The 22,884-nt window shown below is 42.1% G+C and carries 22 protein-coding genes and 1 pseudogene; 12 read left to right on the plus strand and 11 right to left on the minus strand.

Features of this window, described 5'->3' with window-relative positions; all coding sequences use genetic code 11:
- Positions 1-16 precede the first annotated feature (16 nt).
- The 3 genes from VF06_RS15325 to VF06_RS15335 are packed head-to-tail and all read left to right on the plus strand — an operon-like array spanning position 17 to position 3,277.
- The gene (locus VF06_RS15325; protein WP_099066681.1) at positions 17-979 is read left to right on the plus strand and encodes a branched-chain amino acid ABC transporter permease; all 963 of its coding nucleotides are present in this window, start codon (positions 17-19) and stop codon (positions 977-979) included.
- A gap of 4 nt (positions 980-983) precedes the next feature.
- A complete protein-coding gene (locus tag VF06_RS15330; protein ID WP_099066680.1) occupies positions 984-2,510 on the plus strand; it encodes a GMC family oxidoreductase in 1,527 nt (508 codons plus the stop codon).
- Positions 2,507-3,277 carry an ABC transporter ATP-binding protein gene (locus VF06_RS15335; RefSeq protein WP_099066679.1) on the plus strand — a complete coding sequence of 257 codons (771 nt, stop codon included), beginning with the start codon at positions 2,507-2,509 and terminating at the stop codon, positions 3,275-3,277. Before VF06_RS15330 ends, VF06_RS15335 begins: the two co-directional genes overlap by 4 nt.
- Positions 3,278-3,286: 9 nt before the next feature.
- On the opposite strand, the gene VF06_RS15340 is transcribed toward VF06_RS15335, so the two are convergent.
- Complete coding sequence (locus VF06_RS15340; protein WP_099066678.1) at positions 3,287-4,162, minus strand: DUF4351 domain-containing protein; 876 nt, start codon at positions 4,160-4,162, stop codon at positions 3,287-3,289.
- A gap of 282 nt (positions 4,163-4,444) precedes the next feature.
- On the opposite strand from VF06_RS15340, the gene VF06_RS15345 reads away from it, so the two are divergent.
- A complete protein-coding gene (locus VF06_RS15345) occupies positions 4,445-5,176 on the plus strand; it encodes an ABC transporter ATP-binding protein (protein ID WP_099066677.1) in 732 nt (243 codons plus the stop codon).
- A 29-nt stretch (positions 5,177-5,205) separates the two neighbouring features.
- The gene (locus VF06_RS15350; RefSeq protein ID WP_099066676.1) at positions 5,206-5,769 is read left to right on the plus strand and encodes a Uma2 family endonuclease; all 564 of its coding nucleotides are present in this window, start codon (positions 5,206-5,208) and stop codon (positions 5,767-5,769) included.
- Positions 5,770-5,916: 147 nt separating this feature from the next.
- On the opposite strand, the gene VF06_RS15355 is transcribed toward VF06_RS15350, so the two are convergent.
- The 3 genes from VF06_RS15355 to dcuC all read right to left on the minus strand — a co-directional run bounded on the left by VF06_RS15355 (position 5,917) and on the right by dcuC (position 8,989).
- Positions 5,917-6,855 carry a DUF1822 family protein gene (locus VF06_RS15355; protein ID WP_099066675.1) on the minus strand — a complete coding sequence of 313 codons (939 nt, stop codon included), beginning with the start codon at positions 6,853-6,855 and terminating at the stop codon, positions 5,917-5,919.
- Positions 6,852-7,559, minus strand: a complete 708-nt coding sequence (locus VF06_RS15360; protein ID WP_099066674.1) for a helix-turn-helix domain-containing protein — start codon at positions 7,557-7,559, stop codon at positions 6,852-6,854. Before VF06_RS15360 ends, VF06_RS15355 begins: the two co-directional genes overlap by 4 nt.
- Positions 7,560-7,708: 149 nt before the next feature.
- Positions 7,709-8,989 (minus strand): C4-dicarboxylate transporter DcuC, encoded by a 1,281-nt coding sequence (gene dcuC, locus VF06_RS15365; RefSeq protein ID WP_099066673.1) that lies wholly within the window; start codon positions 8,987-8,989, stop codon positions 7,709-7,711.
- A 506-nt stretch (positions 8,990-9,495) separates the two neighbouring features.
- On the opposite strand from dcuC, the gene VF06_RS15370 reads away from it, so the two are divergent.
- From VF06_RS15370 to VF06_RS40805, 5 genes are all read left to right on the plus strand, one after another.
- Complete coding sequence (locus VF06_RS15370) at positions 9,496-10,143, plus strand: histidine phosphatase family protein (RefSeq protein ID WP_099066672.1); 648 nt, start codon at positions 9,496-9,498, stop codon at positions 10,141-10,143.
- Between the two features lie 84 nt (positions 10,144-10,227).
- Positions 10,228-11,253, plus strand: coding sequence for a glucokinase (locus tag VF06_RS15375; RefSeq protein WP_099066671.1), 1,026 nt, complete (start codon positions 10,228-10,230; stop codon positions 11,251-11,253).
- A gap of 44 nt (positions 11,254-11,297) precedes the next feature.
- The gene (locus VF06_RS15380) at positions 11,298-11,912 is read left to right on the plus strand and encodes a hypothetical protein (protein ID WP_099066670.1); all 615 of its coding nucleotides are present in this window, start codon (positions 11,298-11,300) and stop codon (positions 11,910-11,912) included.
- A 501-nt stretch (positions 11,913-12,413) separates the two neighbouring features.
- Positions 12,414-13,055, plus strand: a complete 642-nt coding sequence (locus tag VF06_RS15385) for a Uma2 family endonuclease (protein WP_099066669.1) — start codon at positions 12,414-12,416, stop codon at positions 13,053-13,055.
- A gap of 60 nt (positions 13,056-13,115) precedes the next feature.
- Positions 13,116-13,268 carry a hypothetical protein gene (locus VF06_RS40805; RefSeq protein ID WP_180267271.1) on the plus strand — a complete coding sequence of 51 codons (153 nt, stop codon included), beginning with the start codon at positions 13,116-13,118 and terminating at the stop codon, positions 13,266-13,268.
- 322 nt (positions 13,269-13,590) lie between these two features.
- On the opposite strand, the gene VF06_RS42660 is transcribed toward VF06_RS40805, so the two are convergent.
- The 6 genes and pseudogenes from VF06_RS42660 to VF06_RS15430 form a co-directional block, all read right to left on the minus strand.
- Positions 13,591-17,385, minus strand: a complete 3,795-nt coding sequence (locus VF06_RS42660; RefSeq protein ID WP_180267272.1) for a cadherin-like domain-containing protein — start codon at positions 17,383-17,385, stop codon at positions 13,591-13,593.
- A 109-nt stretch (positions 17,386-17,494) separates the two neighbouring features.
- On the minus strand, positions 17,495-18,343 hold the full coding sequence (locus VF06_RS15405; protein ID WP_099066667.1) for a sulfotransferase family protein: 849 nt from the start codon (positions 18,341-18,343) through the stop codon (positions 17,495-17,497).
- A 797-nt stretch (positions 18,344-19,140) separates the two neighbouring features.
- Complete coding sequence (locus tag VF06_RS15415) at positions 19,141-19,776, minus strand: CAP family protein (protein ID WP_244918176.1); 636 nt, start codon at positions 19,774-19,776, stop codon at positions 19,141-19,143.
- A 615-nt stretch (positions 19,777-20,391) separates the two neighbouring features.
- Positions 20,392-20,589: a hypothetical protein gene (locus tag VF06_RS42665; RefSeq protein WP_244918175.1), complete on the minus strand. Its 198-nt coding sequence runs from the start codon at positions 20,587-20,589 to the stop codon at positions 20,392-20,394.
- Between the two features lie 15 nt (positions 20,590-20,604).
- Positions 20,605-20,766 (minus strand): annotated as a pseudogene (locus VF06_RS43505) (calcium-binding protein); the annotation flags it as partial.
- A gap of 58 nt (positions 20,767-20,824) precedes the next feature.
- Positions 20,825-21,208: a hypothetical protein gene (locus tag VF06_RS15430; RefSeq protein WP_099066663.1), complete on the minus strand. Its 384-nt coding sequence runs from the start codon at positions 21,206-21,208 to the stop codon at positions 20,825-20,827.
- 277 nt (positions 21,209-21,485) lie between these two features.
- Between VF06_RS15430 and VF06_RS15435 the strand changes: the two genes are divergently transcribed.
- Together VF06_RS15435 and VF06_RS15440 are read left to right on the plus strand one after the other, a co-directional pair.
- Positions 21,486-21,869 (plus strand): DUF433 domain-containing protein, encoded by a 384-nt coding sequence (locus tag VF06_RS15435; protein ID WP_099066662.1) that lies wholly within the window; start codon positions 21,486-21,488, stop codon positions 21,867-21,869.
- Positions 21,862-22,218, plus strand: a complete 357-nt coding sequence (locus VF06_RS15440) for a DUF5615 family PIN-like protein (protein ID WP_099066661.1) — start codon at positions 21,862-21,864, stop codon at positions 22,216-22,218. Before VF06_RS15435 ends, VF06_RS15440 begins: the two co-directional genes overlap by 8 nt.
- 102 nt (positions 22,219-22,320) lie before the next feature.
- On the opposite strand, the gene VF06_RS15450 is transcribed toward VF06_RS15440, so the two are convergent.
- Positions 22,321-22,620 carry a helix-turn-helix domain-containing protein gene (locus VF06_RS15450; RefSeq protein WP_099066660.1) on the minus strand — a complete coding sequence of 100 codons (300 nt, stop codon included), beginning with the start codon at positions 22,618-22,620 and terminating at the stop codon, positions 22,321-22,323.
- Positions 22,621-22,884: the final 264 nt, after the last annotated feature.

Consider the following 22,884-nt stretch of genomic DNA (forward strand, 5'->3'; position numbering starts at 1 on the left):
CACAAAATATTTTACAATGTCTGAATTTTTTTCTACTTATGAATCACCGATAGTCTACATGGTATTGGAGGCTTTATTAGGATTATCGCTTTATTTACCACTCATGGCTGGACAATTATCTTTAGCTAGTCCGGGATTTTATGCTTTAGGTGGATATATTGCAGCCATTTTATCTACAAAGGTTTTTCCATATAGTAATAATTTATTTCCAATTCCATTTCTTTTATTGGAAATGGTAATTGCTGGTTTAGTTTCTGGTATATTGGCTGTATTAGTGGGAATTCCGGCATTGCGATTGCGGGGAATTTATTTAGCGATCGCCACTATCGCCTTTGTAGAAGTATTGCGAGTTGTATCCTTAAATTTAGATATTACAGGCGGGGCTGTAGGAATTTTTGGTATTCCTCAACCATTTCAAAGCCAACTTGAATATTTAAAAATTGCTCTACCATTACTATTAATTAGTATGGTATTATTTTATCGTTTAGAACGCATTCGTACAGGTAGAGCATTCATCGCCATTCGCGAAGATGAATTAGCTGCTAGTGCAATGGGAATTAACCCCACTTACTACAAAGTTTTGGCTTTTACTCTGGGAGCCATTCTCGCGGGTATTGTGGGTGTAATTACCGCTCATTTTCTCAATACCTGGAACGCCCGACAAGGTACTTTTGATGCCAGTATTACCTATTTAACCATTGTATTAATTGGTGGTTCAAGAACTTTTTTAGGTTCGGTGGTAGGTGCGATCGTATTGAAAGTTTTATTAGAAATTATTTTGCGGAGAATAGCTGATATAGGGGGATTGCCTATTTGGTTAGCTCAATTTTTGCGCGATGGTAGATTGATGATTTTTGGTTGCTTAATTGTCTTAGGAACTATCTTTTTTCCTCAAGGATTTGTGACTCCAGATATTTTAAAAAAATCTAAAAAGCAATTACTAAAATTATTTTTTAATACATCAAAACAAACAAATTAATTAGATGAAGACTAAATATAATTATGTTGTAATTGGTGCGGGTTCGGCTGGTTGTGTCGTTGCTAACCGATTGACAGAAGATGCCCAAACTACTGTGTTGTTACTGGAAGCCGGAAATCCGCCGAATTTACCAGAACACGAAATTCCTCTAGGCTGGCCACAACTTTGGGGTACAGACGCGGACTGGGCATATTCTACAGAAGAAGAACCCTATATTTATAATCGTAAAATCTATTGTCCGCGCGGGAAAGTTTTGGGCGGCAGCAGTGCGATCAACGCCATGATTTATATTCGAGGCAATCGGTATGATTACGATCGCTGGGAAAAGTTAGGCAATGTTGGTTGGAGTTATGAAGATGTGTTGCCGTATTTCAAAAAATCTGAAAATCAACAGCGAGGAGCATGTGAATTTCACGGAGTTGATGGATTTTTGAGTGTCACAGACCTCATAGCGAAGAGCATCGTCTCACAAAAATTTGTGGAAGCCTCTGTTGAATTGGGTTATGGACACAATCCAGATTTCAATGGCCCACAACAGCACGGAGCCGGATTTTATCAGTTAACAATTAAAGATGGCAAGCGCCATAGTACAGCAACCGCGTTTCTACAACCGATTTTGCACCGTCCCAACTTAACCGTTACCACTGGTGCATTAGTTACTAGGTTATTGTTTGAGGGAACGCAAACCGTAGGGGTAGAATACATCCATCAGGGAACGATACACCAAGTTTGGGTAGAACAGGAAGTGATTTTAAGCGCTGGCGCTATTGATTCACCAAAGCTGTTGATGCTCTCTGGGATTGGTAAGGCAGAACATCTCAAGACCTTGGACATTCCTGTGGTTGTTGATTTACCTGGTGTGGGTGAAAATCTCCACGATCACCTCTTAGTAGGCGTTGCACACGAAGCAACCCAGGATATTCAACCCGCCCTCACCTCTAATATTGCTGAAGTTGGATCGTTTGTACATAGTGAAGGTCGTTTAGATGCTCCGCCAGATTTACAGTTTTTCTGTGCCCCTGTTTTGTGGACACATCCTGCTTATGCGCGTTCTGTGTCGGGATTTACCGCTACAGCTTGTATAACTAATCCCGAAAGCCGTGGTAGTCTTAGCCTGCGTTCTGGTTCACCCAAAGATCCACCGATAATTCGGATGAACTATTTGCAAAGTGAATCTGATTGTCAAACGCTCCTCACAGGAATCAAAATTTGTCGGCAAATATTCCAATCAAGTGTATTTGACGAATTACGAAAAGAGGAAGCAGCACCTGGTATTGATAATAAAACTGATGAAGGACTTCTAGCTTATATCCGGGAAACCTGCGACAGTGTGTACCATCCAGTGGGCACTTGTAAAATGGGAACTGACCGAGATTCAGTGGTCGATCCGGAACTAAAAGTGTATGGTGTTGCAGGCTTGCGTGTAGTAGATGCATCAATTATGCCAAAAATTACTACGGGAAATACTAATGCACCAACCATCATGATTGGTGAAAAAGCAGCCGATTTGATTAAAGCTGTGGCGCAATGACAAACAACATTATTTTAGAAGCCAAATCACTGACTCGCCGCTTTGGGGGTTTAGTGGCGGTGAATAATGTATCTTTTACAGTCAATCAACATGAAATTTTTGGATTGATTGGCCCTAACGGTGCTGGGAAAACAACACTGTTTAATTTGATTACAGCTTTTATTCCCCTTTCTAGTGGAGAATTACGCTATCAAGGTGCTAATATTTCCCAACTACGCCCGCATCAAATTGCAGGTTTAGGTATTGCTCGGACTTTTCAAAATATTCGCTTATTTGGGGAATTATCAGCCTTAGAAAATATAATAATTGCCCGACATTTGGATAATAAAAGTAATGTATTAACAGGAGTTTTCGGATTACCACAAGCGCGTCGGGAAGAGAAAAAAAGTAGGCAAAAAGCTTTACAATTATTGGAGATGGTGGGCTTGAGCGATCGCGCCGAAGAAAAAGCGAAAAACCTCGCCTATGGTGACCAGCGCCGCTTAGAAATTGCCCGTTCTCTAGCCCTAAAACCGCAAATTTTACTTCTCGATGAACCAGCTGCGGGAATGAACCCCTATGAAAAACAGCAACTAAGTGAGTTTATCCGCAGCCTGCGAGAACAGTTTAGTTTAACAATTGTGCTGATTGAACATCACGTACCATTAGTAATGGGTTTGTGCGATCGCATTGCGGTTTTAGATTTTGGACAATTGATTGCTTTGGGCGAACCAGCTGTAGTTAGAAATGACCCGGCTGTAATTGAAGCTTATTTGGGTAATGAGTAACTGGGAAATTTAAGCAGACAAAGCCGTGATAAATTCTTCTAAAGAATTTACTGCGATCGCACTATCCATTAAACTTTCTAATTTTTCCACACTCTCGCCCTCAAGCCTTGCTTCTAGTTCTTGAGGAATTTCGCCAAAGCGTTGTTGCAATACTCGGATTAACTGCCGTTTTACACCTTGCTGGAGTCCTTGCTGGAGTCCTTGCTGGAGTCCTTGCTGGAGTCCTTCAGTTAAAATTTCTTGATACCAAGGCGATTCTCGCAATATTGCCATATCCCACCTCATGATTTGTTGCACTAAAGGTGTGTCTAACACAAAGCTAGCAAAAAATGCCAGCAATGATTCTAATTGATCTAACTGTGCATCTGCTCGCAATATTTGTAATGCCCGTTGCACTACTGATGCTTCTGCGCCTCCTCGCAGAATGGGCACAAATGGTAACAACGACGGTAAAGGTTGCCCAAAAACTATTTCTGCGTCCACTTCCCACAAATTAATTACGCGATAATCTTGAATAGCACGTAATCCCAAAAATTCCTGCTCGTAACTACTGACAATAGTTAAGCTGGATGGAGGCGGTAAAATGTTGACGAGTACTGGGTAAATTGGCAGTCGATAGCGTTCATGTGCCAAGGCAGCATAGGCTCTCATACGTAATGGCATATGTGCTGTATAACGCAACTGTAGTTCATTTAATACCAGAAAATCTCCGTGAGTAGGACTGTATGCTTTCACCAAAACATCTGTTTCGCGGCTAATCCATTGAAACTCCGAACCAAGAATTTCTTTTGCCACGACTTCAGGACGCTGTGTTACCCACTGCACCCATGCATCGGGAGCTAAATTAATTAATCGCTTACCACCAATATCTGCTACTTTTGCCACAGGACACTCGATATCGTTATCAATAGACTTCTTGCAGAATTTGGGAAAAGGGGAAGGGGAAAGATTTGGTATTTTCCCTTTCCCCTTTAACCTTTTCCCTTTGACCACAAGAGTGCAAAAACCACTTTTGCTAGAGGTCTAATAATTAATGCTACACCACAAAGATAGCAGTATTTCCGCGTTGATTTTTAGAGTGAACTAATTCTACTGTTTTAGGAAACGTATTATTGATGTATGTTAGGTGGTGTGCCAAGATTAAATATTTATAGATATTAACTGCCGATGAACGCTGATACTAGACCAAATTACACTATTTTGGAAATTCAAGAACTTGATGTAAATTATGGCGGTATTCAAGCTCTGAAAAAAATTAATTTAATTATTAAAAAAGGCGAGGTAGTTACTTTAATTGGTGCTAATGGTGCTGGTAAAACTACTACACTCAGGGCTATATCTAAAATAGTGAATCCTCAAAGTGGTGCAATTCTCTATGATGGGCGAAATATTACCCGCCGCCAAGCTCATGAAGTGGTGCAACTTGGTCTTGCTCATTGTCCAGAGGGGCGGAGAGTATTAGCACGGCAAACAGTATTGGATAATTTATTTTTGGGTGCTTATATTCGCTCCAATCAAGCAGAAATTAAAGAAGATATTGGCCGGCAATTTGAGCTATTTCCACGTTTATCACAAAGACGCAATCAACTAGCAGGAACCTTGAGCGGTGGAGAGCAACAAATGTTAGCGATCGCCCGTGCTTTAATGAGTAGACCAAAGCTATTACTTTTAGATGAACCTAGCTTAGGTTTAGCGCCGGCCATTGTCCGGGAAATTTTCTCAATTATTGAAAATCTGCGGGCTACTGGTGTGACTATTTTGTTAGTTGAACAAAACGCTAACCTTGCACTACAAATTGCGGATAGAGGGTATGTTTTAGAAGCTGGTTCTATTACTTTAACAGGTGCAGCATCAGAATTAATTAGTGATGAACGAGTGAAAAAAGCTTATTTAGGATAATTAAATTAAAACCTTTAAGATATAAACACATGGTAAAATCATCAGCTAAAATCCTAACTTTAGAAGAGTTTTTGAAACTACCAGAAACAAAACCAGCGAGTGAATATATCAACGGCCAAATTATTCAAAAACCAATGCCGCAGGGAAAACATAGTATTCTTCAGGGTGAACTAGTGAGTAATATCAATTCTCTAGTCAAGCCTCAGAAAATTGCCCTTGTATTTCCAGAATTGCGCTGTAGCTTTGGTGGGCGTTCAATTGTACCAGATGTCACGGTATTTGCTTGGGAACGAATTCCCTTAGACGAAAGTGGAGATGTGGCAAATGTCTTTAAAACCTATCCAGACTGGACAATTGAAATCCTTTCACCAGATCAAAACCAAACTAAAGTAACAGGAAATATTTTGCACTGTTTAGAGTATGGTAGCAAATTAGGTTGGTTAATCGATCCAGATGAGCGTTGTGTTTTAGTTTATCCACCAAATCAGCGACCGAAACTTTTCCAAGAAGAACAAGAAATATTACCAGTGATTGATTTAGTTAGCGATTTTCAGCTAACTCTAGGGCGATTATTTGGTTGGCTCAAGTTATAAGTAGTTGCATAAAATATATCTGGCTTTGGGAATACTAAAAATAGTAATTTACTGAAGTTAGAGCAGCATAATGAATTTTGTTAATTTAAGAAAGACTGGTAATAGTTGGGAATTTGCCACTGAAGCTGATTTAGAAGATTTTGTCTGTCAAAAAATTACGAAATATTCTGTGACGCTAATGTCTTCACTCACTATTTTCACCTGAAAAGCTTCTCCAATATTTGCAATGAAGGGTTGGAGTTGAATATGAGTAGGACTTTCTAAGTCTATTTTGTGAGGAAAGATGTGTTCGGATTCATCAACGATTGAAAGTTGGAATGAAGGTAATTCTTCGCTGTCAATTGTTTCTAAACGCAAGGAAACACGTTGGCGTTGCTGGTCTTTGGGGGTAATTTCAGCAATCAGTAGAATATGTTGCGAACCTAAGTTAATCGGTGTAACTAGGGTTTTCATAGCAAGACTGCGGGTTGCATAAGATAGCACACGTTCTGAGGAAATATCTTTCACATGTTCCTGAAATATGCCAGTAACATTGATATTTTTGAATTTATTTAATAAACCTATTTCCTGTATTATATCTTCTGTGTGCTGTCGAGCTTTAGCTGCATAAATATATTCAATGAGAATATCTAGCGATCGCAGTTCATTAATCCCTATATTTACGATCTCTTCATCGTTGGCATGATTTACAGGTAAAAAACCCATAAGTTCAACTTCTCTGAGCATATTATTAAACTGTACGCCAACATAACCAAGCAAATTTTCTATCATTTCTAGGGGTAATTCCAAGTGTGTTTGTCCTGGTAAAATTGGACAACATACTAATGCTTGATTCATTTCTGGTAAAACTAAATCAGCGATGTCAGATATAACTTGATTAGATAATTGCCAGCAATCACTTTGCTCTAAATTTGTATGAATCCCCAGGTATTTTAAATAGCGATGCACAGCATAGACACTTAAAGTATTGAGATAAACTTGCTTTCCTTTTTCAGGTGTCAGCTGTTGAGCAGCGAATTTTTTAGCCAACTGATGTGCTTTTCTTGATAAAGGAACCGTAGATTTATGCATTTTTGCATCACTCATAATAAGTAATCCTGCTTCAATCCAGAATTTAAAGCAACTTGTTGCAGATGTGATTGAATTTTTGACCAATTTCTTCTGTAATATGCGTAGAGGGTTTGTTCGGAAACTCCAAAATCTTGAGCGATCGCTCGCTTGGTTTCTGGTTTATCTTTTAAATACAATCGCTGAATAATCACTTGAAAATTACATTCAGGATTGTTTCTCAAATGTGATTTTCGCAAAATAAAATCAGGATCTTCATCGATATATTCTTTCAACTTTTTAGCTATAAACTTGATATTTTGCCGTTGAATTTTCTCAATGTACCCTTCGAGTCCATCTAAGCGTGGAGGTTCAAACCCTGTTTCAGATATTACTTCCTGAAAGCTGATACCCGTACTTTCTTCATTCAGTTGTACATCAAGACTAATACCTTGATTTCGCTTGTTTTTGATATCTTTCACTCTCCAATGTAAATTTCCGTTAACCCAACGTACCAAACTGACAGTTAGCGATGGGGGATGTTCTTCAAAATCTTGAATATTTCTCCCCAGCCACTCCCAAATTTGATCTAAGGCATCAAAATAATCTTGGTGAGAAGATTGATAAAATCCCGGTAACTGTTGTATTTTGACTATGAGCAAAGAAATAGCCTTGGCTCGTTGTGGACTATCTAAAGACAACTCTGAAGCTTGTTTGATTAATTCTCGAAGCTCTTCATCCATAGCGATTTATGCCTTTTGCTAGCCTCATCATGCATATCTCTACAATTTTTCTCAAGCAGATTCATAAAATTTATGCACAATGAAAAATTAAGAATTCTGAATTCTGAATTCACCAGGCTTAGATGCTCAAAGTTGTTCGGCTGACGCGTTTAAATCCAATTGCACAACGCTGCTATGAGTAGAACTCCCAGTCCAGCTAATAGGGGTAGGGCTACGCATTTAACTAAACTTATTGGTGGTTGTTGGGCGATGGTGGAACTCATAATCACAACCGCCGCCACTGGACTCATGGTACGTCCCAACTGCGCCGCCACAGATACCAAAGTTCCGACTTTCACAGGTTCGAGATTGATTTTTGCAGCTATTGGTACGAGAACATTCATCACTGCGATGGCACTAGCACTTCCCGAACCTGTGATTCCTGCCAAAGTAAATGGTAATATCAAACTGGCAAATTTTGCTAAAATCGCCCGATTTGCTAAGGCATTAGTGAGAGTTTCAATTAATCCGTTGGCTTTGATTCCTTCAGTAAAAATTGTCGCCGTAATCACTAAAGAAATGATGTTGGCATAAGCATAACCGGCTCCTTCAAAAAATGCCGTCGGTAGATTATGTAATGCTTTCGGAGTAGTTAACCCAGCAGCAACGATCGCAATTAACATTGCCGCCGCGATGGCTACACTATTATTAGCAAATTCGCTGGGTAATTTCACCACCACAGGCACAAAAAATAACAATATCATCGGTAGCAGTGGTACTAATGCTTTGATGTAATTTATCGCAAAATTAATCTCTGGTTTTTCCTCGGTTTTAGTTCTTTTTTCTGAGGCGATCGAAACCAAAATCCAAAAAACTATCAATCCAATAATACTTGCTAATAAATTAATGGGCAAAACTTCCGCAAGGATGTTAGTTGGTGATTTTCCAGTAAGTTCTGCAAGTTTCACCACTTCCACTGCACCAGGATTAAATAACTCACCTCCCATAGAAGAACCAAGTAATAAAAGTGCGCCGGCAATTGTTGGTGCAATTCCAACCGCTAATAATAAAGGTAATAAAACAGTGCCAACAATTGCAGCTGTACTAGATTGACTGACAATTGCCATGTTGACAATGTATGCAGCAATAATTCCACCGGGAATTAATAGCCATTTGGCATATTGTAAGGGTGCGATTAACACATGTGTGAGGTGGCGATCGCACTCTGTAAGTTTCAGGACATATGCAAATCCCATAGCCGTACAAATTGGTACAACTGTCTTTTCATTCGTCATTTGTTGAGTAATAATGACGAACATTTGAGGCAATTTACCCGCCATCAAAAATAGTGATACCGCACAGATAAATAAACTCAAACGCACATCAAAACGTTTGAACATCAAAACAACCGCCGTCACAATAATTATCAATGTGACTATAGTTGATACCATCTTGCTCTCCCTGGATAACTGAAAAAATAGTCAGATAATTTTGGATTGTAGTGGTCGTTGACTGTTGACTGTTGACTGTTCGCTGTCAACCATCAACAACAGCAACATTTCACAAATGATTTAAAACTGCTATAGCTATGTAACCATACCCTATGGTTTAATTACTCAAACTCAGCAGGGACAATCTCAAATCCAAAATCCACAATTATTTGACCCTCTATAAATTGCTCGGCTAATATCTTCACAGTTATGCATTAAAATCGGGGTATAAAGTTCAAGAAACGTAAAGTACACAAAGTAGGTTTTACTTCTGACTCTTGACTTTTGTTAGCGCAGTGGGGCTTAGCCAATTCTAATTTCTGATTCCTGCCACCGATAACTTTTCCAAATAATTAATATTATTAAATATTATTACATTTTTTGTCATATATTAATATTTGTACCTCTGCTTGCAGATATCTATATTTGTTTAGCGGCGAATAAAATTCGCCAAAATATTTAAACCCATGAGTCAAACAGTTTGGATCGCAAGACACGCCAACCGCCTCGACTTCGTAAACCCTGATTGGTTTCTCACCGCCGAACGGCGCTACGATCCACCTTTGTCTGATGATGGTATGATTCAAGCCCAGCAGTTAGCAAAGCGTTTACAACGAGAAAATATTGCTCATATTTTTGCTTCACCCTTCTTGCGAACCGTGCAAACAGCAAACGCGGTTGCAGAAGTAATGAATTTGTCTATCAAACTCGAAACAGGTTTGAGTGAATGGCTAAATCCTGTTTGGATGACAGAAGAACCCAAAAGACTTACAACTCCAGCTTTAACAGAATTATTTCCCAGAATTGACGTTAGCTATACTCCGCGTATTGCTGCCAATTATCCTGAAACTCAAGTAAAAGTACGCGAACGTTCTGGACAAACAGCCAGATGTTTAGCAAGTGAATTCTTCCCAGACAATATCCTGCTAGTAGCGCATGGTGCATCTGTTTTGGGGGCTGCAATGGGCTTAGTTGGGGAAGTTGCCAAAACGGAAGTAAAAGCTTCTTTATGTTCTTTGGTAAAAGTGGTACGTCAGGAACCAGAATGGTTATTAGAACTTAAGGGAGATACTTCCCACTTAACTCACATAGAAGAAGTGATTCGATTTGCTTAAATCCTGCATCAGGATTTGGTATCGCATCTTTCGCTATGTTGGGTATATCCTCCAAAAAAAAGTATTAATTCGCCAATAAATTCTATGACTTTGCTACTTGCAGGAGATATCGGCGGTACGAAAACTATTTTGCGATTGGTTGAAACATCCGATTCGCAAAGCTTACAAAGCATTTATCAGGAAAGTTACCACAGTGCAGATTTTCCTGATTTGGTACCGATAGTGCAGCAGTTTTTGGCTAAAGCTAATACATCATTACCAGAGAAAGCTTGTTTTGCCATCGCCGGCCCCATTGTCAAAAATACTGCTAAACTGACAAATTTAGTTTGGTTTCTGGATACCGAACGCCTACAACAAGAGTTGGGTATCCCGCGAATTTCTTTAATCAACGACTTCGCCGCCGTCGGCTATGGCATTTCAGGTTTACAACAACAAGACTTGCACGTGTTACAGCCTGGGAAACCTCAACCACAAGCCCCCATTGGCATTATTGGTGCTGGTACTGGCTTAGGGCAAGGATTTTTAATTAAAACGGGAAATTACTATCAAGTTTTTCCCTCAGAAGGCGGACATGCTGATTTTGCCCCCCGTAACGAGATAGAGTTTCAATTGTTGAAATATCTGCTGGGTAAACATGATATCCAGCGCATTTCTGTAGAACGCGTAGTTTCCGGGATGGGAATTGTAGCAATTTATCAATTTTTGCGCGATCGCAAATTTGCCGCTGAATCACCAGAAATCGCCCAAGTCGTTAGAACTTGGGAACAAGAAGCCGGCAAAGAAGAGAAAAGTGTCGATCCTGGTGCCGCCATTGGTACAGCTGCACTCCAAAAACGCGATCGCCTTTCCGAACAAACCCTGCAATTATTCATAGATGCTTACGGTGCAGAAGCCGGGAATCTCGCCCTCAAACTCCTACCTTATGGTGGCTTATACATCGCTGGTGGAATTGCCCCTAAAATCCTGCCGTTAATTCAAAACAGCGATTTCTTATTGAATTTCACCCAAAAGGGTAGGATGCGATCGCTCCTTGAAGAGATACCCGTGTATATTATTCTCAACCCCCAAGTCGGCCTAATAGGTGCTGCTTTATGTGCTGCTAGGTTATAACAGCTAGCATCATCAGTGAGATTAGCATCTCAAAGGCAAAAAATATGACAATTCAACGTCTGTTGCCATTCATCGCCGCCACATTTATCTGTGGCGGATCTGTTTTGGTGGAAGCGCGTCAACCCAAATCACCTGCACCAGTTGTCAAAACCACTCCCAAACCAACTGTTTCTCAACCCGTGCAACCAAAATGGAAATTATTCACTCCTCCGGATGGGCGCTTTACTATTTTGATGCCGGGAAGACCCAACAGAGAAACCCAATACCAAAAAACTTACATGGGGGAAATTAACTTAGAAATATTTGTCGCTCAACCACCAAAACAACAAGTAGCATATATAGTTACTTACAACGATTTTCCTTACAGCTATGGAGAAATGTCTGACCCCCAAGCTGTACTCAACGATGCACGGGATATGGCTCTGAAAACTACCCAAAGTAATTTAATTAGTCAACGAAACATTCGGAGTTCAAATAATCATCCAGGCAAAGAAATTGAGTATATCAATGCTGGAGGAAAAATCACCAAAAGTAGAATGTATGTTGCCGAAGGAAGATTGTATCAAGTAATGGCAATCACGACGAAAAAGCAGCAAAAGACATTAGCTAAAACTATTACAGGATATTTGAATTCCTTTCAGATAGTTTTGAAAAAGTGAAGTCAAGGGTACTAGAGGCTGGTGATTGGTGATTGGGTGGCAAATCAAAAAATTCTGGTGATGGCTTTTACACACCACCAGAATTTAAAAAGTTTTTCACAATATAATAGACTTCTAAGAGAAGTGGGGAAAAGGGTAAGGGGTAAAGGGGAAAGGGCAAATAAAAACCCTTTTCCCGGTTGGTGAGCTTGTCGAACCATTAACCTTTCCCCTTTCCCCCCTCTTGCAAAAGTAACTTTTGCAAGAGGTCAAATATTGAGTGCGATCGCCTCTAGCTAAAAATAGGGACTAGTGACAAGGGTTAACCCTTATCTGTACGGAGTGTGGAATTTTCCCGTAATTGATTAGACTTCTTGCAAAAGTCGGGAAAAGGGTAAGGGGGAAGGGGGAAAGGTTTGGTATTTTCCCTTTCCCCTTTAACCTTTTCCCTTTTCCCACCTCTTGCAAAAAGCACTTTTGCAAGAGGTCTATTATGTTAGAAGCAGGGACTGGGAAAATATTATGAGTGAATTGCAGACGCCATTAGTAACTGACACTTGGATAAAAGCCACTTGGGATGAATATATTGAATTCATAGAAAATCCTGCCTACGAAAAAGCCAAAGGCTACTACCACAATGGACACATGAGGATTGAAATGCCACCAGTAGGAAATGACCACGCCAGCGACCATACAATTATTTTATTTGCTGTTAACTTGTTTGCCACCATCAAAGGCATTGCTCTAAATGGTAAGGATAATTGTACATATCGTAAAACAGGCTTTAATGAAGTTCAACCTGATGTGTCTTACTACATTGGTGAAAATGCTAATATTATTCCCTACGGCACTTCTATTGTTAGCTTAGACATCTATCCACCACCAGATTTAGTAATTGAAGTTGCCAATACTTCCCTTGCTGATGACCTCGGTAACAAACGGTTACTATACGAAGATTTAGGAGTCAAAGAATACTGGATTTTAAATGTCCAAAACGTGGAAATTATGGCTTTTGCCATTGAAAACCAAGGTAGCCGCCGAATTACAGAATCTCAGGTGTTGCCAGGATTAGCTATATCTTTATTAAACGAAGCATTACGGCGAACTCGTCAAACATCTCACAGTCAAGTTGGTGCTTGGTTATTGAGCGAATTTCAACAATAATCTTTTAATGCAATTAAGGTGCAAGTCAATACATCAAAGTTACTCTTTGATGCAATAAAAATGCAAGCCCATGCAACAAAGATGCAAGTCAATGCAACAAAGATGCAAGCCCATGCAACAAAGATGCAAGCCCATGCAACAAAGGTGCAAGCCCATGCAACAAAGGTGCAAGCCCATGCAACAAAGGTGCAAGCCCATGCATCAAAGGTGTAGCAGCAAGCTTAAAATAATTCTTAAAGAGGTCGGAGGTCGGAGGTCGGAGGTCGGAAGTACAGTTTTGTAACGGGGATGCGTGACCCCGCTCCAAAAACTTTTCGCCTTAAAAGGCGAGGTTTTAGACCCAATTTTTTCGATAATTGATAATAGACATCTCCAGAAATTAAATATGCGTTACCCATAACCCTTGTAGAGACGTAGCACTGCTACGTCTCTACATTCATTTTCACGCCCATGTCTAATGGGCTACGCCCCGTTACGAATTAGTAATTATGTTGAAGGCTGGAGGAACAATTGCCCAGCCCATATTAACGAATGGCTACGCTTGAATGATAAAGTCGTTAGCATTCAAACTCGGAGCGCCAGTGAGAGTTGCAAATTGACCACCACTGCCAAAACCAGGCAAAATGCCATTTTGGTTATAGAACAAGCGCCCATTCACAGCATCGTAGACAATCTTGGCACTGCTGATGCCCTCTAAAATTGTCAGTTGGAACAGGTCGAAACCAATACTTTTAAACTCACCTGCATTACTAAAACCATTTCCTGGAGTAGAACTAATTGCACTAAAGGTGGTTTTATCCAGTACAATCTTGTCGCCTTGGGAACGATTGAAGTCAGTAATGGTATCTACACCCACAGCAGAGGTGGCAAAGGCAGCAGAGGTATTGTAAAGGAATCTATCAGCACCAGTTCCACCCGTGAGTACGTCATTGCCAGCACCACCAACTAAAGTATCATTACCCGCGCCACCAATGAGAGTATCATTGCCAGTACCGCCGCGCAGATGGTCGTTGCCACTCTTGCCGTCGATTCTATCGTTACCCCCTTGACCATTAATGACATCGTTGGAGTTGTCAAAACCTGTGATGTTGTTGTTCAAGTTATTGAGGAATGTCACCGTGTTGGTGGTAAAGATGCTAGTGGGATTGGCATTGGCATCAATAACATCAAAGCTATCAGTGGGGCTGGTCTGTCCGTCAAACAGGATATTAGCTAAAGCGGGTCTAGTTCCAGATGCTGGCAAGTTATCCAGGTTTTGTAATTGGAAGTTTTGCAGGATGACTTTGGTATTGCTTGTGTCTTCAAAGGTAACTTCTAAGTTATTGACATTTTGAGTTAGTTGCAGATTTTTCGCAGTCAACCCACTACCGATAAATTGCAGCGTGTCAACATTGGCAATCACCGCTGCTGATGGATTTGACCCAGTGCCCACGCCGCCAAAGTCGGTAATGGTGTCGGTGCCATCCCCTGGACGAAACACAAATTTGTCTTGACCGCCGCCACCTGTCAGGATGTCATTACTAGCTAACCCATCGATAATGTTGTTGCTAGCTGTGCCGACGAGGGTATCTGAATTGGGAGTTCCCGTCAGGTTGAGGGGAGTGACACTCAGCTTAAAGATATCGCTGACCTTGGCATTGCCTGTGTCGGTAGCTGTAACTTTGATGTTAATGTTACCGACATTTGCTGCTGTGGGTGTGCCGCTGAAGGTGCGAGTCGTGGCATTGAAACTTAGCCACGACGGTAAAGGGTTACCGTTGTCAAGGGTGGCTGTGTAAATTAATGTATCGCCTGCATCGACATCAGCAAAGGTGTTGGCGGGAACGGTGAAGTTGAAGACACTATTTTCAATGGTAGTTTTGTCTGGAAGGGCATTTGCGAGAGTTGGCGCATCGTTAACACCGTTGATGGTGACGACAATGTTTCGGCTAGCTGTGCCGTCAACAGATTTAACAGTGAAGGTTTCAGCTTTAGTTTGACCAGCACGAAGATACTGCACCGCACTATTAGCAACGCTGTAGCTGTAGGCTCCGGCTTGAGTAATGCTGAGACTACCCAGATTACCTGTAGCTGATGTCACCGTGGTGTTGAAGATGTTCTGACCTGCATCGACATCGTTGACGGTGAGGGAACCTGTAGCTGTCAGGTTGGGGGTAGTTGCATCTTCTGTAACTGCTGCTGTGGCTGTGCCTGTGATGGTAGCTACGTCATTAACGGGGGTGACAGAGAAACTGCGGGTTTGTCCCGTTAAACTAGCTGTGCCATCAGTGACATTATAGGTGAGGGTGACAGTACCGTTAAAGTTGGCTGTTGGGGTGAAGGTATAAGTGCCATTATTGTTATTGACTAATGTGCCGTTGTTGGCTGTTAAGTTGGCAACACTAAGGGTATCACCTGCATCGACATCGCTGAAACCTGCTAATAAGTCAGATGTATTAATGGTGATGGAGGTATCTTCAGCAGTGTTGCTTAATGTGGCTGTGGGTGAACCTGTGGGTGCATCGTTAACACCGTTGATGGTGACGTTAACTGTAGCTGTGCTGGTGAGGCTACCATCGCTAATAGTATAAGTAAAACTATCGCTGCCAGTAGCTCCCACACTCAAGGACTCAAATTTACCGTTGGGGTTGTAGGCGAATGTGCCATTAGTATTGAGAGTTAATAACGCGCCAGAAGTTAAAGTAATTTGATTGCCTACATCAGCAGCATTACCGTTGACTGCACTAACAGTGAGGGTATCTCCTGTATCAGGGTCACTATCGTTGGTGAGAACATTACCGTTAACAGCAGTATCTTCATTGGTAGTAGCGTTGTCGTCTACAGCACTTGGGGAACTGTTTTGCACTTCATCATTAGCGGCAATGGTAACTGTGGCAGTGCTATTTGCACTGTTGATGGTATAACCTGTACCAGTAGCCAGGTTCAGTTTTAAGGTTTCATCTGCTTCGGTGGCGGTGTCGTCAACAGCACTCAGGTCAATATCAACAAAGCTTTGTCCAGCGGTAAATGTCACTGTCAAAGCACTACCAGAAACCGTAATGTTACCACCACTGAGGGTATAGTCGCTAGTAGAAGCTGTGCTGCTGCCATCAATGGTCAAGTTAACAGTTAAATTACCAGTGGGGTTAACGCGAGTCAAGCGGAAGACACCATTACTGCCGCCTTCATTGGCTATGGGTGTTAGTGCTGTAATGCCAAGACTGTTAATTATGCCGTAAACATTATCATTGTTGGTAGGAGTTCCCCCATCGTTAGCCGCATTATTGCCACTGAAAATAGGTGGTAACGGCTGAGAATTAATGTTAGAGATGGTGTTGGTGTTAGACTGCACGATGAAGATTGCCCCACCCAAGCCTTGACCTGGCCTACCATTTGCTCCACCTGTACCGCCTGTAGCCGTGTTGTTGCTAAAGCTGGTGTCGTTGAGAGTTAAAGAGCCACTACGGACGAAGATACCACCCCCCATGCCAGCACCACCGCCGCCACCGAAAGAGCCGCCTCTGCCAGCACCAAAGCCACCTGCGCCATATTCATTGCTACCACCGCCGCCATAGCCGCCTGTGTTCACATAGCCCCCGGTACTACCGGCGCCACCACCGAAGCCGCCAAAGCCACCACCGCGCAAGCCATAGCCACCGCCACCGCCGAAACCGCCATAGCCACCAAAGGGGCCCTGAGGTCCAGGAGTTCCGACACCAGCACCACCACCACCACCGAAGCCGCCTCTTCCAGCAATTCCGTTACTGGTAGCCGCACCTCCATAGCCACCGTAGTTGCCGTTACCGCCGTAAGCACCATTGTTGTTAGTGCTAGAAGCAAACAGTCCGCCACCGCCGCCACCGCCGGCGTTACCAAACATTCCGCCGCCGCCGCCGCCACCACCACCGTAGCCGCCATTACCGCCTTGCGCTACGTTATTAGTAAAAGCGACATTGGTTAGGGAAACATTACCATCATAGATAAACAAGCCACCGCCCATACCAGCACCGCCACCGCCGCCGGAACCACCATTTCCCCCCTTGGCGCGTCCGTTGGTGATAGTCAAATCAGAAATACCGACGGTTCCCGATAGGATGAATAGGGGGCGCACGTCGCCGTTATCGTTGATGCCGTTGTTATTGACATCGCCGCTAATGCTGTGGTTATTGCCCACAATGGTGATGTTGCTGTTCACTAGCGTCTTTACTACTCCAGTAAAACGCACATCGTTATTAATGGTAATGGTGTCATCCCCTCCAAGTTGGTTCGCTTGGAGAATGGCATAACTGAGGGTGCCTGCGGTATCTCCTAAACCGTTATCAGTGGTTTGGTTAACAATGAAATTTGTCATTTGATTGATTTCCTTTGGTGTTAGGTAAATGAGAAGAAAATGCGTTTCTTTGCTGGGCTTTTAGATCCCCGACTTCTTTAAGAAGTCGGGGATCTGACCTTTGAGATTCTTAGCTTGATGAATTCGCTGCGGGTATCGGCTGGGCGACAATCACATTTGCTCGGCTATTGCTGGGGTTTTGCCAAAAAGACAACCCATCATATTGAGTAAATAAATCCGGTGGTAAGATTGTCGATCGCGGTTTAAACTCAACTTTGGCACGCACTCGATGTAACCCTTTGGTATTCAGCCGCGAATCAAATTCCTCGGCTTCATATTCCACATGGTCAAAATCATGGTCAAAGGGTTCTTCTTCGATGAATTGATAAATCAGTGATAGGGTTTTATCTGGTGCTTGGGTTAATAAGTCATAGTCCACTAAAAGTAAACAAGCACTGTGTTCGCTATAAAACGCTTCCTTGAGAGCGTTATAAGCAAACCCGACTAACCTTCCCCCACCACTCAAAGCTTCCGTGCGGGTGTAAACTGTGGAACGTTCGCCATAATTGTTAAACATCCGCGACACATCAAAGGCGTTTTTTCTAATTAGCCGTTCGATGCTATCCATAATCCAAGCCACATTCCGCACGCAGCAAATCACCTTGGAGTCAGGAAATAACTCGTGAATTAAGGACAATTTGCTACACCACAAGCGGTTAGTGTCGAAGATGACTTCTTTATCGGCTTGGGGCTGGTAGAATGTGGAAAATATCGTTAAGGTTAACGCCCGTTTTTGCTCTGGGGTGATAAAGACAGAATATTCGTTGTCTTCGCTCATTGCTTCTAGCATTCGGTTCACCAAACTCCCGACAGGGCTGGTCATACTGGCATAAAATCGCGGATTTTGTCGCAGTAAGGCTCCGAGTAAGGTGGAACCGGAACGAGGTAAGCCGGAGATAAAGTGGATTTTGGCAGTCATTACGGTTAATTAGCTTTGATTTGTTGCCTTGATATATGAAGCTTTTGCACCTATGCGCTTTGCTTGCACAGGCTAGGCAGTTGTGGCAATTTTGCTGTTAGCAACTGGATTATATGGCGATCGCTCCAATCACCGCATCGGACAAAGATCCAAGTTTTCACTAGGATCTTTGTCCTATATAATTAATATTTATGCTGCTTGATGTAAGTGATAATTAGCACCATTACTTAAAGATTGCACCAAGCGAATTTGTGCAACTTCAATGCCACAAAGGTGTAACCCAATGCAATCAAGGTGCAGATTAATGCAATCAAAGTGCAAATCAATACATCAAAGTTGCAAACCGATGTAACAAAGGTGCAAATCAATACATCAAAGTTGCTCTTGAATACAACAAAGGTGCGGGTCGATGTAACTCAATTGCAAGCTAATGCAACAAAGGTGCAAGAAGGCACAAGGAAAATCTTTCTAAATAGGCGTGAATTCGATGTACAGGATTTTTACCTCACCCCCCCCTTATCAAGGGGGGAAACAGAAAATCTAGTGGTTCATCGCATTAGTTACGAGGGGTAAATAAGTTTGTAGTTAGGACTTTAGTCCTTGATTTTTAAGCACTGAAGTGCTTACTACAAACTCATCAAAATTAATGCGATAGACCATTAGTTCTCTCCCCTTTCTAAGGGGAGGGTTAGGGTGGGGTAATTCGACTTATATGTACACCGTAGCCTTGCCAAAGGCAGGATACCGCATGGCGAGTGGGCTATGTGCCGCAAACATTTTTTGAAACGCTATAAATACTACGGTTTTAGTACATTATCAGCAAACTGTCCTTTCACATTTCCTGCGGGAGAATACTGACAAACTACATAGACGCCATCGTACTTAGTACCGTCAATCGTTGCAGGGCCGGGTGCAGCACCGCAGCCTACTTTGGTACTGCCTTTCCAGACTACTTGAGTAAAGTGCCCGGTTGCGCCAGAAAATACAGGGTTGTTGTAGTCGTAGTCTTTAATTTCACTGTACCACTCGTCAACTGCTGTGCTACCTAAGCTTGCTGAGTCTCCACCCCAGTAGATGTTCTCTCCGACATTGTTGCGATTGGTACTGTGTTCTAAGTCACCTTTAGCTGCTATGGTTTGTGCCCAAGCTTGGGCGCTCTCGTTGAGAGTATTATCGATGGTGACGTTAGGACTTTTATGCTTGGCTCGATGAGTGTTGTGTGCAGATACAGCATCGCTACGCAACTTGGCTAAGTCAATAGATGTCTGTCCTAAAACAAGGCGATTAGCGATTGTTGCTCCAGTGAATGCAATAGCTAAAGTTGTAGCTGTTGTTAAGGTTAGAGTCGAAAAGAATTTATTCATGGTTTTGTCTGTAGTTAAGTTAACTTTCCAAGTCAATGCAACTAAAGTGCAACTTGGGGAAAAAGGCACAAGATTCATCGCTTCATCAGTTGAGCGATCGTTTTTTAGTTAGGTAATTACCTAAATTTGCTGTAGCGAAATGGATTATATAGCGATCGCTTTTGTGAGCGCATCGAACAAAGATCCAAGTTTTGACTAGAATCTTTGTCCTATATAATTAATGCTTATGCTGGTTTGTTTAAGTAACAATTGCTACCGCTACTTAAAGATTGTGCCAAGTTAATTTGTGCAATTTCAATGCCATAAAGTCGCAACCCAATGCGATCGAGGTGCAAATAAATACATCAAAGTTGCAAGCCGATGTAACAAAGGTGCAAGTCAATACATCAAAGTTGCTCTTGAATACAATAAAGGTGCGGGTCGATATAACTCAATTGCAAGCTAATGCAACTAAAGTGCAGGCCGATGCAACAAAGATGCAAGTCGATGCAACTAAGGTGCAGGGGAAGTGGGCAAACATTTGCCCACCCAAATGACTTAAACAGACGTGAGTTCGACAAGCCCTTTTTTGACCTCTCCCCCAACCCCTCTTGGACGCGGAGAGGGGAGACCCTAATTTCTCGTTGCTCCTCCCTTTCCCCGTGGGAGAGGGAGGTTGGGAGGGAGAGGTTTATCGAACTCACGTTAAACAGAGACAAAGTTGCTTTGTGTCAGCGTCGTGGTATTAAAGCCAGTCAGCACTGCTAAAGTTTGATTGCCTAAGCTAATCTGATTACCAGAAAAAGACAACTGAGTAAAACTCAAACCAAACAAACCAATCTTGTCGCCCTCACCTAAACTAAAATCAGTAATCGTTTCCCGACCTGCGGCTTTCTCCAACACAAAAGTATCGCTACCAGTACCGCCAGTTAAGTTATCATCTCCCTTGTCACCGTCGAGGAAATCGTTACCCGCACCGCCAACAAGTAAATCTTGACCGTTACCACCAATTAGACTATCGTTTCCGTCACCGCCATAGAGTTTGTCATCACCATTATCACCTTCAAGACGGTCATTACCGGCATCACCATACTATGAAGCTATGGGATTAAACAATGCAAGGTCTATGATTGCTGGTTTAATACTTCCAATCAAAGTAACTCACCAACTTTTGAGCCGATACGCCACTGTTGACACAAAGCCATTCTATTGTTGTGGTGAACTCTGGATTCGTTTGAACTTGCTTGTTGCCAGTTTTCAAAACAAAGTCATTCGTTTGACATAGGTTGCGTAACTTAGGATAAACGCCTGACTGCCAAGTAGCCGAACTAACAGGGCCACACGTTCCTCTTGACCCCGTAATCCCATAGTTGTAGCCATCAGCTGGCCAGAGTTTAGTGATTTTGCATTCAGGAATTGTTGATATCTTTAAGGTCACGTCTTTTGAGTCAGCCAAAGCAGATGTAGTAAACAGTGGCAATCCAATTGCAACAGAAGTAAGTAGTAGAGTCACTCGATTCATAATGTTAGTATCCCCTTATAAGTAACAATTTTGCTGTGGTGAAGTGAATTATAGAGCAATCATTTTAATCACCGCATCGGACAAAGATCCAAGTTTTGACTAGGATCTTTGTCCTATATAATTAATACTTATGTGAATCACTAGAGGAGCGTAGGCGTAAGCCTTGTTGTTGACATCGCTAAACCTTTGACTATGTTGGTTTCAAGCTAGAATTCCACGGGATGTCGATCTAGATTGAGAATATGATGTTTCTAGAGCCAGCAATTAAAAACTGAAAATGACAGCATATGCCCTAAATTTACCTGACCAGTTGAAGCTTGAAATTGAGCAATTAGCTCAGAGTCAGGGGATTTCGGTTGACCAATTTATTCTGTGGGCTGTAACAGAAAAAGTAAGTACCCTGAAAGCATCTTTTCCACAAATTGCTTATCGTCAGGGAGGCAATGGGCAACTTGTACCAGTCATCAAAGGGACGGCAATTCGAGTGCAGACTGTGGTCATCGCTTCCCAAAAATGGGGTATGAGTCCAACTCAGATTGCTGATGAGTATGAGCTTACTGAAGGACAGGTAAAAGAAGCTTTGAGTTTTTATGTAGTAAATAAGGGGCAGATTGACGCAGCGATCGCTTCTGAGCAATCCTTAGAAATTGCCAATGGTTAAACTCAAACTTCATCTGGATGCAGATACCTCCAGTAAATCGCTGCATTCAGCATTGATGTCTAAAGGGCATGATGTTACTCGTACACCAAATGAGTGGATGCCTTTAGATGCTAGTGATGAAACTCAATTATTACGCGCAACTGCTCAGGGCAGATGTATCTTTACTTTCAACGTGAGAGACTTTATTGTTCTAGCACAACAGTATCCGCAACATGGCGGTATTATCCTTGCTGCTCAGAATAGTTGGTCACTTTCAGATTTGATTGCGGCATTAGATTGCCTATTATCTGAGGCAGAAGCAGCAGATTGGGTTGGTCAAGTAGATTGGCTCAATCGGTGGCGAAAGTAGTTATTTCGTTTCGGCTTTGATCCTCCACAGACCTCAATCGCTCAATTACATTTAGCTGTCCAGCATAAAGATGAGTGAGGGTGTCTGTATCGAGCAAATGCATTAAGCCTCAGACTCCGCATCGACTTCAGAACGTTCTCTGTCCTGGTAAATTTTTGCTCTTAAATCTGCAAGAGTATCATCATCGGCTAAAGCGCCTACTTGTTGAAGCAGAACAGCCCGACTACTTTTTGAACGTAGCCAATCGTCAATTGCCGCTTTTAAAAATCTCCAGTCGTTTTCAATTTTGCGACCTGGAATATTCCCAAGCATTGTTTGATGCACAATTGTTTGAGTTGGTAGTCTTAGGTATGCTGAAACTTCTTCAAGAGTGAGAATATCTGGTAGTATTACTTGCTCCATAACTCACTAATGCCTGACTTTATCTAAATTTATCGTAAAAGTCTGTAGAAGAGAACGGATTTGCGGCATTTTGTTATTAAGCGTTTTTTCATCGCACTTCTTAGCGATCGCCCCGATCGCCGCATCGAACAAAGATTCAAGTTTTGACTAGGATCTTTGTCCTATATAATTCAGGACTTACGCAAAAATAACGTAATTCCGTCATTACGAGCGATAGCGTACTCCTACACAGAAGCAAGCTACGCACAGCGTCTCGTAGAGAAG

Origin of the sequence: Nostoc linckia z4 (assembly GCF_002608075.1) — a bacterium.
GTDB classification, from domain to species: Bacteria; Cyanobacteriota; Cyanobacteriia; order Cyanobacteriales; family Nostocaceae; genus Nostoc; species Nostoc linckia.